The sequence below is a fragment of the Streptomyces sp. NBC_00259 genome (assembly GCF_036181745.1).
In the GTDB taxonomy this organism is placed as follows: Bacteria; Actinomycetota; Actinomycetes; order Streptomycetales; family Streptomycetaceae; genus Streptomyces; species Streptomyces pratisoli.
In genome coordinates, this window is sequence record NZ_CP108080.1 from 6,769,192 (window position 1) to 6,781,825 (window position 12,634).

9 protein-coding genes are annotated in these 12,634 nt (G+C 72.4%); all 9 read left to right on the forward strand.

Annotated features, from left to right (window positions below; all coding sequences use genetic code 11):
* The first annotated feature begins 50 nt into the window (after positions 1-50).
* The 9 genes from OG766_RS30380 (at position 51) to OG766_RS30420 (ending at position 12,628) form a co-directional block, all read left to right on the forward strand.
* Positions 51-1,097 (forward strand): substrate-binding domain-containing protein, encoded by a 1,047-nt coding sequence (locus tag OG766_RS30380; RefSeq protein ID WP_266386496.1) that lies wholly within the window; start codon positions 51-53, stop codon positions 1,095-1,097.
* A gap of 45 nt (positions 1,098-1,142) precedes the next feature.
* A complete protein-coding gene (locus OG766_RS30385) occupies positions 1,143-2,366 on the forward strand; it encodes a Gfo/Idh/MocA family protein (RefSeq protein ID WP_266386494.1) in 1,224 nt (407 codons plus the stop codon).
* A gap of 13 nt (positions 2,367-2,379) precedes the next feature.
* Positions 2,380-3,384 carry a sugar phosphate isomerase/epimerase family protein gene (locus OG766_RS30390; RefSeq protein ID WP_328726656.1) on the forward strand — a complete coding sequence of 335 codons (1,005 nt, stop codon included), beginning with the start codon at positions 2,380-2,382 and terminating at the stop codon, positions 3,382-3,384.
* Positions 3,385-3,674: 290 nt separating this feature from the next.
* A complete protein-coding gene (locus OG766_RS30395) occupies positions 3,675-7,391 on the forward strand; it encodes a ThuA domain-containing protein (protein WP_328726657.1) in 3,717 nt (1,238 codons plus the stop codon).
* 120 nt (positions 7,392-7,511) lie between these two features.
* Positions 7,512-8,645 (forward strand): inositol-3-phosphate synthase, encoded by a 1,134-nt coding sequence (locus OG766_RS30400; protein ID WP_266388718.1) that lies wholly within the window; start codon positions 7,512-7,514, stop codon positions 8,643-8,645.
* 641 nt (positions 8,646-9,286) lie between these two features.
* Positions 9,287-10,339, forward strand: a complete 1,053-nt coding sequence (locus OG766_RS30405; protein ID WP_266386485.1) for an SCO3242 family prenyltransferase — start codon at positions 9,287-9,289, stop codon at positions 10,337-10,339.
* Positions 10,336-11,202: a sugar phosphate isomerase/epimerase family protein gene (locus tag OG766_RS30410; protein WP_266386482.1), complete on the forward strand. Its 867-nt coding sequence runs from the start codon at positions 10,336-10,338 to the stop codon at positions 11,200-11,202. The genes OG766_RS30405 and OG766_RS30410 overlap by 4 nt, the downstream gene beginning before the upstream one ends.
* Positions 11,190-11,780 (forward strand): EboA domain-containing protein, encoded by a 591-nt coding sequence (locus OG766_RS30415; RefSeq protein ID WP_328726658.1) that lies wholly within the window; start codon positions 11,190-11,192, stop codon positions 11,778-11,780. Before OG766_RS30410 ends, OG766_RS30415 begins: the two co-directional genes overlap by 13 nt.
* Positions 11,780-12,628 (forward strand): TatD family hydrolase, encoded by an 849-nt coding sequence (locus tag OG766_RS30420; protein WP_266386474.1) that lies wholly within the window; start codon positions 11,780-11,782, stop codon positions 12,626-12,628. The genes OG766_RS30415 and OG766_RS30420 overlap by 1 nt, the downstream gene beginning before the upstream one ends.
* Positions 12,629-12,634 lie beyond the last annotated feature (6 nt).

A 12,634-nucleotide genomic window follows, 5' to 3' on the forward strand; every position in this document is an offset into this window, starting at 1 on the left:
ACCCCGCCCCGCACGCCCGATCACGCCTGGCCCGAAAGGGGTCCATCGCCATGCCAGAAATCCCGGCCACCAGCCGCAGAGGACTGCTGTTCGGCACCGCCGCCGTCTCCGCCGGCGCCCTCCTCACCGCCTGCACCAGCAACGAGCCGAAGAAGAGCGACACGGCCACCAACAACGTCCCGGCCGCCGACGACAAGCCCGGAAAGGCCGTCACCATCGGCTTCGCCGGACCGCAGGCCGACCACGGCTGGCTCAACGCGATCAACGAGAACGCCAAGGAGCGCGCCAAGAAGTACTCCGAGGTGACCCTGGAGATCACCGAGGGCTCGAACGACACCGCCGCCCAGATCGGCCAGATCCAGACGCTGATCAACAAGAAGGTCGACGTCCTGGTGATCCTGCCGGCCGACGGCAAGGCCCTCACCCAGGTCGGCCTCCAGGCCATGAAGGCCGGCATCCCGGTGATCAACCTGGACCGGATCTTCGCCTCCCCGCAGGCGTACCGCTGCTGGATCGGCGGCGACAACTACGGCATGGGCCTCAACGCGGGCCGCTTCATCGGCGAGCAGCTCAAGGACAAGCCGAACGCCAAGGTCATCGAGCTCGCCGGAATGGACAACCTGGAGCTCACCAAGCAGCGCACCCAGGGCTTCGACGACGCCCTGAAGAACTACCCCAACATCAAGAAGGTCGCCCGCCAGGCGGCCGAGTTCACCGTCGAGTCCGGCCAGGCCAAGATGGCCCAGCTGCTCCAGGCGCAGAAGCAGTTCGACGCGCTGTGGAACCACGACGACGACCAGGGCGTGGGTGCCCTGCGCGCCATCCAGCAGGCCGGCCGGGACGACTTCCTCATGGTCGGCGGCGCCGGCGCCAAGTCCGCGATGGACGCCATCAAGGCCGACAACAGCGTGCTGAAGGCAACGGTCCTCTACCCGCCGACGATGGCCGCCTCCGCCATCGACCTGGCCCGCGCCCTCGGCCAGGCCAAGGGCGTCAGCGGCATGGCGGAGCTGGAGATCCCCGCCTCCATCACCCTCTACTCGGCCGTCGTCACCAAGGACAACGTCGACCAGTACCTGCCCACGGGCTTCAACTGATCGGCCCGCCCGCCCCCACCGCGCAACCGACGAGGAGGAATCCGTATGGCCGGTAAGGAACAGAGGGACATCGAGGCCGGGCCGCCCCCGCCCGTGGAGCCGGCACTCGGCGTCGGCATGGTCGGATACGCGTTCATGGGCGCCGCCCACTCACAGGGCTGGCGCACCGTGGGCCGGGTCTTCGACCTGCCGCTGCGCCCGGTCCTCGCCGCGATCGGCGGCCGTGACGCGGCCGCCGTCCGGGCCGCCGCCGACCGGCACGGCTGGGCGGCGGCGGAGACCGACTGGCGAGCCCTCATCGCCCGGGACGATGTGCAGGTGGTCGACATCTGCACCCCGGGCGACAGCCATGCGGAGATCGCCGTCGCGGCGCTGGAGGCGGGCAAGCACGTCCTGTGCGAGAAGCCGCTGGCCAATTCGGTCGCCGAGGCCGAGGCGATGGTCGCCGCGGCCGAGGCGGCCGCCGCCCGCGGGCAGGTCGCCATGGTCGGCTTCAACTACCGGCGGCTGCCCGCGATCGCGTACGCCCGCCGGCTGATCGCCGACGGCCGGCTCGGTGCGCTGCGCCACGTACGGATCACCTATCTGCAGGACTGGCTCGTCGACCCGGACTTCCCGCTGACCTGGCGGCTGGAGCGCGAGCACGCGGGATCGGGGGCGCTCGGCGACCTGGGGGCGCACGCCGTGGACCTCGCGCAGTACCTGACGGGGGAGCAGCTGGTGGGGGTCTCCGCGCTCACCGAGACCTTCGTACGGGAGCGGCCGCTGCTCGCCGGGGCCTCCACGGGGCTCTCGGCGAGCGGGGCGACCGGGCGCGGTCAGGTCACCGTGGACGACGCGGCCCTGTTCACCGGACGGCTCGCCTCCGGGGCGCTGGCCTCCTTCGAGGCGACCAGGATGGCGGCGGGCCGCAAGAACGCCCTGCGGCTGGAGATCAACGGTGAGCGCGGCTCGCTCGCCTTCGACCTGGAGCGGCTCAACGAGCTGTCCTTCCACGACCACACCGAGCCCGCGGTGTCGGCCGGCTTCCGGCGGATCCTCGTCACGGAGCCGGACCACCCCTATCTGGAGGCGTGGTGGCCGCCCGGTCACGCCCTCGGCTACGAGCACACCTTCGTGCACCAGGCCCGTGACCTGGTGCGGGCCATCGCCGCGGGCACCACCGCGCCCGCGCCGTCGTTCGCCGACGGACTGCAGGTGCAGCGGGTACTCGCGGCGGTGGAGGAGAGCGCCGAGAAGAACGCCGTCTACACACCCGTTCCCGTCTGAGGAGGTCCTCGACGTGCCACGTCCCTTCACTCTCTTCACCGGCCAGTGGGCCGATCTGCCGCTGGAGGAGGTCTGCCGGCTCGCCCGTGACTTCGGCTACGACGGGCTGGAACTCGCCTGCTGGGGTGACCATTTCGAGGTCGACAAGGCCCTCGCCGACCCCTCGTACCTGGACGGGCGGCGGGCGCTGCTCGACAAGTACGGGCTGAAGTGCTGGGCGATCTCCAACCACCTCGTCGGCCAGGCCGTCTGCGACAACCCGATCGACGAGCGGCACCAGGCCATCGTGCCCGCGAGGATCTGGGGCGACGGCGAGCCCGAGGGCGTACGGCAGCGGGCCGCGTGCGAGCTGCAGGACACCGCGCGGGCCGCGGCCGCCTTCGGGGTGCGCACCGTCATCGGCTTCACCGGCTCCTCGATCTGGCATCTCGTCGCCATGTTCCCCCCGGTGCCGGAGCGGATGATCGAGCGGGGCTACGAGGACTTCGCCGAGCGGTGGAACCCGATCCTCGACGTCTTCGACGCGGAGGGTGTGCGCTTCGCCCACGAGGTCCATCCCAGCGAGATCGCCTACGACTACTGGACCACGCACCGCGCGCTGGAGGCCCTCGGCCACCGGCCGGCGTTCGGGCTGAACTTCGACCCGAGCCACTTCGTCTGGCAGGACCTCGACCCGGTCGGCTTCCTCTACGACTTCCGGGACCGGATCTACCACGTCGACTGCAAGGAGGCGCGCAAGCGGCTCGACGGCCGCAACGGCCGGCTCGGCTCGCACCTTCCGTGGGGCGATCCGCGCCGGGGCTGGGACTTCGTCTCGGCCGGGCACGGTGACGTGCCGTGGGAGGACGTGTTCCGCATGCTCCGCTCGATCGGATACGACGGTCCCGTGTCGGTGGAGTGGGAGGACGCCGGCATGGACCGGCTGACCGGTGCGCCGGAAGCGCTTGCCACGCTCAAGAGGTACGACTTCGATCCGCCGTCGGCGTCGTTCGACGCGGCCTTCGGAGGCGGCGACTAGCCCGATCCCGCAGGTCCGAGCCCGGTGGCGGCAGCCGCCACCGGGCGGTCCGGCGTGCCCGGACACAGCTTTGTCCTGCCACGGGAGAAAGTTCAACTTCCCTGCCGTGCAAGGGCTTTCGGTCCAGGATGAACCCGGCTACCGTCCCTGAGGTGTACAGGACATAGCCCCGAAACATACTCCCCGACCACGACCACTGACCCGACCAGCGTGACGGCGCACGCCGGTCCCCGGACCTTCCGCACGGCAGCAGCACCCGCCCGTACGACCGCTATTTCCGGAGGACACACGTGCACAGAAAACGGCCCGGAGCACAGCGAGTACGCATCAGAAAGGGACTCGCGCTCCTCACCGGCGGCCTCCTCGCCGCGACGTCGCTCGCCCTCGCCGCCCCCGTCGGCGCCCTGACCCCCGCGCACGACGCGGAACCGGCCGCGGCGGCCGAGGAGTTCCAGCAGGTCACCCTCGCCAAGGGAGAGCCCGAGGTCGGCGAACCCATGTCGCTCGCCGTCCTGCCCGACCGCAGTGTGCTGCACACCTCGCGCGACGGCGAACTGCGCTCGACCGACGCGGCCGGCAACACCCGCGTCGTCGGCACCATCCCCGTCTACGCGCACGACGAGGAAGGCCTCCAGGGCGTCGGCATCGACCCCGGTTTCAGCGAGAACCGGGCGATCTACCTCTACTACGCGCCCCCGCTGGACACCCCCGCGGGCGACGCCCCCAACGACGGCACCGCCGCCGACTTCGCCAAGTACGACGGCGTCAACAGGCTCTCCCGCTTCGTCCTCAAGGCCGACGGCACCCTCGACAACGCCAGCGAGAAGAAGGTCATCGACATCCCCGCCACCCGCGGCATCTGCTGCCACGTCGGCGGAGACATCGACTTCGACGCGCAGGGCAACCTGTACCTGTCGACCGGTGACGATTCCAACCCGTTCGCCTCCGACGGCTTCACCCCCATCGACGAGCGGGCCGGCCGCAACCCGGCCTACGACGCCCGCCGCACCTCCGGCAACACCAACGACCTCCGCGGAAAGATCCTCCGTATCAAGGTCGCCGACGACGGCTCCTACACCGTCCCCGACGGCAACCTCTTCGCCCCGGGCACCGACAAGACCCGGCCCGAGATCTACGCGATGGGCTTCCGCAACCCGTTCCGGTTCAGCGTCGACAAGAAGACCGGAGTGCTGTACGTAGGCGACTACGGGCCCGACGCCGGCGCGGCCGACCCCAAGCGCGGACCGGCCGGACAGGTCGAGTTCGCCCGGGTCACCAAGCCCGGCAACTTCGGCTGGCCGTTCTGCACCGGCGACAACGACCCCTTCGTCGACTACGACTTCGCCACGAAGGTGTCGGGGGAGACCTTCGACTGCGCGGCCCCGAAGAACGACTCGCCGCACAACACCGGCCTCACCGAGCTGCCGCCCGCCGAGCCGGCCTGGATCCCCTACGACGGCGGCTCCGTACCCGAGTTCGGCACCGGCTCCGAGTCCCCGATGGGCGGGCCCGTCTACCACTACGACCCGGCCCTCGACTCCCCGGTGAAGTTCCCCGAGGCCTACGACGGCGACTTCTTCGCCGGCGAGTTCGGCCGCCGCTGGATCAAGCGCATCGAGCACGGCTCCGACGGCGCCGTCCAGTCCATCAACGACGTCCCCTGGACCGGGACGCAGATCATGGACATGAGCTTCGGCCCGGACGGCGCGCTCTACGTCCTCGACTACGGCACCGCCTGGTTCGGCGGCGACGAGCACTCCGCGCTGTACCGCATCGAGAACGCCACCGGAGGCCGCTCACCGGTCGCCGAGGCCGGTGCGAACAAGACCTCCGGCAAGGCACCGCTGAAGGTCGCCTTCTCCTCCGCCGGCACGACCGACGCCGACGGCGACGCCCTCACCTACAGCTGGGACTTCGGCGACGGCGGCACCTCCACGGCCGCGAACCCGGCGTACACCTACCGCAAGAACGGCACCTACACCGCGACCGTCACCGCGAAGGACCCCACCGGACGCACCGGCTCCGCCAGCGTCCAGGTCGTCGTCGGCAACACCGCGCCCAAGGTGACCCTGGAACTCCCCGCCGAGGGAACCCTGTTCGACTTCGGTGACGAGATCCCGTTCAAGGTGACCGCCACCGACCCCGAGGACGGCACCGTCGACTGCGCCAAGGTCAAGGTCACCTACATCCTCGGCCACGACAGCCACGGCCACCCCGTGACCTCCGCCAACGGCTGCACCGGCACCATCAAGACGTCCGCCGACGGCGGCCACGACCCGAACGCGAACATCTTCGGGGTCTTCGACGCCGAGTACACCGACGGCGGAGGCGGCGGCCAGGCCCCCCTCACCGGCCACGACCAGGCACAGCTCCAGCCGCGCCACCGGCAGGCCGAGCACTACACCGGCTCGTCCGGCGTCAAGGTCTACGACAAGGCGCCCGCCAACGGAGGAAAGACCGTGGGCGACATCGACGACGGAGACTGGATCTCCTTCAAGCCCTACAACCTCAGCGGCTCCACCAAGCTGACCGCCCGTATCTCCTCCGGCGGTGCCGGCGGCTTCCTCGAGGTCCGCACCGGCTCTGCCAACGGAACCCTGCTCGGCTCGGCGCCCGTCCCCGTGACCGGCGGCTGGGAGACCTTCCAGGACGTCGACGTCCCGCTGCGCGCCGTACCGAAGAAGACCACCGAGCTGTTCCTGGTCTTCAAGGGCGGGGCCGGAGCGCTCTACGACGTCGACGACTTCGAGCTCACCAACACACCCGTCGACCGCAGCGCCAAGCGGGTCCTCGTCTTCTCCAGGACGGCGGGCTTCCGCCACGACTCCATCCCGGCCGGTGTGGCGGCCCTGAAGGAACTCGGCGCCGGCAGCAACATCACGGTCGACGCCACCGAGGAACCGGCCCAGTTCACCACCAGCAACCTCGCCCGCTACGACGCCGTGGTGTTCCTGTCGACCACCGGTGACGTCCTGAACGCCGAACAGCAGAAGGCGTTCGAGAACTACGTCGCCACCGGCGGCGGCTACATGGGCGTCCACGCGGCCGCCGACACCGAGTACGACTGGCCCTTCTACGGCGGACTCGTCGGCGCCTACTTCCACTCCCACCCGCAGATCCAGAAGGCCACCGTCCGGGTCGAGGACCACGACCACCCGGCGACCTCCCACCTCGACGCGGCCTGGGAGCGCACCGACGAGTGGTACAACTACCGCAGCAACCCCCGCGGCCAGGCCCGCGTCCTCGCCACCCTCGACGAGACCACCTATCAGGGCGGCACCATGAAGGGCGACCACCCGATCGCCTGGTGCCAGACCTACCAGGGCGGCCGCGCCTTCTACACCGGCGGCGGACACACCAAGGAGTCCTACGCCGAACCGGCCTTCCGCCAGCATCTGCTCGGCGGACTGCGCTACACCTCCGGGCAGGTCAACGCCGACTGCAAGCCGGCCACCGGCTACCGGGACCTGTTCAACGGACAGACCCTGGAAGGCTGGAAGCAGGCCGGGCCCGGAAAGTTCAACGTCGTCGACGGTGAACTGCGCTCCGAGGGCGGCATGGGCATGCTCTGGTACCAGGCCAAGGAACTGAAGTCGTACTCGCTCAAGCTCGACTGGAAGATGGCGGGCGACGACAACTCCGGGATCTTCGTCGGCTTCCCGGCCTCCGACGACCCTTGGTCCGCCGTGAACAACGGCTACGAGGTGCAGATCGACGCCACCGACGCCGCCGACCGCACCACCGGCGCCGTCTACGGCTTCAAGTCGGCCGACCTCAAGGCCCGCGACCGGGTGCTGCGGCCCCCGGGCCAGTGGAACAGCTACGAGATCAAGGTCCAGGGTGAGCGGCTCCAGGTCTTCCTCAACGGCGTGAAGATCAACGACTTCACCAACACCGACCCGGTCCGCAGCCTCAAGGACGGCTACGTCGGCATCCAGAACCACGGCGCCGACGACCAGGTGTCCTTCCGCAACATCCAGCTCAGGGAACTGCCCTCGTCCTCATAGGGCGGCCCCTGCCGGACCCACAAGCCGGCGGCGGGCGGGGAGACGCCGTACCCCCGCCCGCCGCCCCACCACAGCGAGCCAGGGAGGCAGCCCGTGACGCCCGTGACGCCCGTGACGCCCATGACGCCCGTGACGAACACCGAGGAACGCCGCACCGGGGTCTGGCTGATCGGAGCCCGCGGCTCCGTCGCCACCACCGCGGTCGCCGGATGCGCGGCGGTCACCGCCGGACTGCACCCGGCGACGGGCATGGTGACGGAATCCGAGCCGTTCGCCGCGGCCGGTCTGCCATCGTTGTCATCCCTGGTCTTCGGCGGCCACGACACCGCCGCCTGCCCCCTGCCCAAACGAGCCGAACACCTCGCGGCGGGCGGCGTCCTCCCGCACGGCCTGCCGACGGCCGTGCGCACCGAACTCGCCGCGGCGGACGAGGAGATCCGCACCGGCGGCCCCCTCCCCGGCGACACCCGCACGGACGAGGAACTGATCGCGGCCTTCGCCGCCGACATCACCGCCTTCGTCCAGCGCCACGACCTGGCCCGGGCCGTCGTCGTCAACGTCGCCTCCACCGAGCCCGCCCCCGGCCCGGACTCCGCACGGCTGCCCGCCAGCTCCCTCTACGCGGCCGCCGCGATCGAAGCCGGCTGCCCCTATGTCAACTTCACCCCCTCCACCGGACTGCGCACCGCGGCCCTCACCGACGCCGCCTCCGCCCGCGGACTTCCCCACGCCGGCCGGGACGGCAAGACAGGCCAGACGCTGCTCCGCTCCGTACTCGCCCCCATGTTCGTGCAACGCGCCCTGTCCGTACGGGCATGGTCCGGCACCAACCTGCTGGGCGGCGGGGACGGGGCGGCGCTGGCCGACCCGGCGGCCGCCGCCGCGAAGAACGCCGGCAAGGAACGTGTCCTCGCCGACACCCTCGGCACCGCACCCGAGGGCGAGGTCCACATCGACGACGTCCCGGCCCTCGGCGACTGGAAGACCGCCTGGGACCACATCGCCTTCGACGGCTTCCTCGGCACCCGCATGGTCCTGCAGACCACCTGGCAGGGCTGCGACTCCGCCCTCGCCGCCCCCCTCGTCCTCGACCTCGCCCGGCTCGCCGCCCGCGCCCACGAAGCCGGACTCGCCGGTCCCCTTCCGGAACTCGCCTTCTACTTCAAGGACCCCGATCCGGGAGCCCCGCCGGCCCTCGCCGACCAGTACGCGACCCTGCTCGCCTTCGCGGACCGCCTCCGGGACCCCCGATGACCCCGGCCGTCCTGCGCCGGGCCACCCCCGGCGTGCTGTGCGCCCTGGCCCTCCTGGGCCTCCTGCGCTCCGCCGCGGCCCACCTGTCGCCCGCCGGCCGGCCGGACCCCGCGCCCACGGGCGGGGACGGCGCCGACGGCTGCGGTGAGGCCTGGACCCCCCGGGGGATCCCCCGACCGCGGACCACGGAGCCCTCACCGGCGACCGTGACCGCCGACGACCGCCCGGGCACGACACCGGGGGGCGTGCCCGGGCCCCCCACCGAGGACCCCACGCCCACGGCCGCGTCCGGGCGGACGGCAAGCGGCGCGGTTCCGGTGGGACCGGCGGGTGCCACGGCACCGGCGGGACCGGGGGCGGGGGCGGCTCGTGGCTCCGCCGGGGACGCGCCGTCGGGGGCCGAGCCCGAGCCCGTGTCCACGGCCACGGCAACGGGGCCTGCCTCCGCATCCCGGCCTGCGGCCGCGCGGACGGCAAGTCCGGCGGGTCCGGCGGGCGCCACGGCGCCGGCGGGACCGGGGGCGGGGGCGGCTCGTGGCTCCGCCGGGGACGCGCCGTCGGGCGCCGAGTCCGAGCCCGTGTCCACGGCCACGGGGCGCCTCCCCGTATCCCCGCCCGCGGTCGCGCGGACGGGGGGTGCGATGTCCCGCACGGCTCCTTCAGGCGGAGGGCGGCTCAGGGCGTGGGCGGAACTCCTGCGCGTCTCCGCCCTGTTCACCGTTCCCGGCGACGCTCTCGCGGGCGCGGCCTGCGCGGGAGTGCGCCCCAATCGCCGAACCGTCCTCGCCATCGGTTCCTCCCTGTGCCTCTACGAAGCCGGCATGGCCCTCAACGACTGGGCCGACCGCGACGAGGACGCCGTCGACCGCCCGCACCGTCCCATCCCGTCGGGGCGGATCAGCCCCGCCGCGGCCCTGAGCGCGGCGGGCGCGCTCACCGCGGCCGGGCTGGCCCTGGCCGCCCGCGCGGGCCGTGCCCCCCTGGCCGTCGCCACGGCTCTGGCGGCGGCCGTCTGGGCGTACGACGTCCACCTGAAGCACACCCCGGCCGGCCCCGCCGCGATGGCCTCGGCCCGCACCCTGGACCTCCTCCTCGGCGCAACGGCCAGCCAGCCGCGTGCCTTTCGCAGCGCGCTGCCCCACGCGGCCCTGCTCGGCGCCCACACCTACGCCGTGACATCGGTGTCGCGCAACGAAACCCAAGGTGGCTCCACCAAGGCCCCCCTCGCGGCGATGGCGACGACCCTCGCCATCGCCGCGATCACCGCCCGCGACGCCACCGCCCACCGCTCACCGTGGCGCGCGACCGACCCGGCAACGACACCCGCACGCCCCGGGCAGCACACCCGGCCCGCGGCCCTTGGCGCGGTCAGGGCCCGGTCCCTGCCCCCGACGCACCCCGCACCGCGCGGAACCGGGGGAGCGCACCCCGCGCACTCCGCGCACCCCGCCGGGCCCGTCGTCGCCGCCCTCACCACCGCCCTCTACGTCCGCACCGCCCTCACCCCCCTCCTGCACGCCGCCCTCAACCCCTCCCCGCCCCTGACCCAGCGCGCCGTCGGCGCGGGGATCCGCGCCATGATCCCGCTGCAGGCCGCACTCGCCGCCCGCGCCGGAGCGACCGGCACCGGACTCGCGGTCCTGGGCCTCATCCCCGTCGCCCGCCGCCTCGCCCGGAAGGTGAGCCCCACATGAGCCTGCGCCTCGGCTACGGAACCAACGGCCTCACCGACCTCCGTCTCGACGACGCCCTCGTCCTCCTCGCCGACCTCGGCTACGACGGCGTCGGCCTCACCCTCGACCACATGCACCTCGACCCCCTCGCCCCCGACCTCGGCCCCCGCACCCGCCGTCTCGCGGGCCGCCTCGCCGACCTGGGGCTCGAGGTCACCGTCGAGACCGGCGCCCGCTATGTCCTCGACCCGCGCCGCAAGCACGGCCCGTCCCTCCTCGATCCGGACCCGGAGGCCCGCGCCGCCCGCACCGCGCTCCTCCTGCGCGCCGTGCAGGTCGCCGCGGACCTCGGCGCCCACGCCGTGCACTGCTTCAGCGGCATCACCCCGGACGCCACCTCGCCCGACACCGCCTGGCAGCGCCTCGCAGCCGCCCTCACGCCCGTCCTCGACGCCGCCGCCACGGCCCGTGTCCCTCTCGCCGTCGAACCCGAACCCGGCCATCTCCTCGCCACCCTCGACGACTTCCACCACCTCCGCTCCCTCCTCGGCGACCCCGAACCCCTCGGGCTCACCCTCGACATCGGCCACTGCCAGTGCCTGGAACCGGCAACCCCCGCCGAGTGCGTCAAACAGGCCGCGCCCTGGCTACGGCACGTCCAGATCGAGGACATGCGTCGCGGCGTCCACGAACACCTCCCCTTCGGCGACGGCGAGATCGACTTCCCGCCCGTCCTCGACGCCCTCGCCGCCACCGGCTACCAGGGGCTGACCGTCGTCGAACTGCCCCGCCACTCCCACGCAGGCCCCGAACTCGCCCGTGCCTCCATCGAGTTCCTCCGCTCCCACACGCCCACGAACGGAGCACCCGCATGGCGATCCTGACCCGCGAGGAACTCGACACCCGGCTCGACGGCGCCGCCCGGGCCTGGCTCCACGAAGCCCTCGCCGAAGCCGCCCACTGCGCCCCCGTCTGGGAGCTGCGCTTCGCCACCGCCGGCCGCCACTGCGGCCAGGACCACGCCGACTCCGTACGCACCCACCTCCTCCGCGAAGCCCACGCGGACGCCCCGACCCTCACCCGCCTCTACCAGCAGGGCACCGCCGCCGAACGCCGCGCCGTCCTCCTCGCCCTGCCCCATCTCGCACCCGACCCCGCCGCCGGCCTCCCCCTCGTCGAGGACGCCCTGCGCACCAACGACACCCGGCTCGTCGCCGCCGCCGTCGGCCCCTACGCCGCCGAGCACCTCCCCGCGCACTCCTGGCGTCACGCCGTCCTGAAGTGCCTGTTCACCGGGGTGCCCCTCGACACCGCCGACGGCCTCGAACGCCGCGCCCACGGCGACACCGAACTCGCCCGGATGCTCGCCGACTACGCCGCGGAACGCACCGCCGCCGGCCGCCCCGTCCCCGCCGACCTCCACCGCGTCCTCGCCCTGACGTCCCCCACGGAGGAGTCCTGATGCGTATCTTCGACCCCCACATCCACATGACCTCCCGCACCACGGACGACTACCAGGCGATGTACGCCGCGGGTGTCCGCGCCCTCGTCGAACCCTCCTTCTGGCTCGGCCAGCCCCGCACCTCACCCGCCTCCTTCTTCGACTACTTCGACTCCCTCCTCGGCTGGGAACCCTTCCGCGCCGCCCAGTACGGCATCGCCCACCACTGCACCATCGCCCTCAACCCGAAAGAGGCCAACGACCCCCGCTGCACCCCCGTCCTCGACGCACTGCCCCGCTACCTCGTCAAGGACAACGTCGTCGCCGTCGGCGAGATCGGCTACGACTCCATGACGCCGGCCGAGGACACCGCCCTCGCCGCCCAGCTCCAGCTCGCCGCCGACCACGGACTGCCCGCACTCGTCCACACCCCGCACCGCGACAAACTCGCCGGCCTGCACCGCACCATCGACGCCGTCCGCGAGTCCGCACTCGCCCCCGAACGGGTCCTCCTCGACCACCTCAACGAGACGACGGTGAAGGACGCCGCCGACAGCGGCTGCTGGCTCGGGTTCTCCATCTACCCCGACACCAAGATGGACGAGGACCGCATGGTCGCCATCCTCAAGAACCACGGACTGGAGCGTGTCCTGGTCAACTCGGCCGCAGACTGGGGCAAGAGCGACCCGCTGAAGACCCGCAGGACCGCCGACGCCATGCTCGCCGCCGGATTCACCGACGACGACGTCGACCGGGTGCTGTGGCGCAACCCCGTCGCCTTCTACGGGCAGAGCGGCCGCCTCCAGCTCGACGTCCCGGCCCCCGAGGCCCTGCACGAGGGCAACTCCATCCTCCGCGGCGGAGAATGAGGAGGC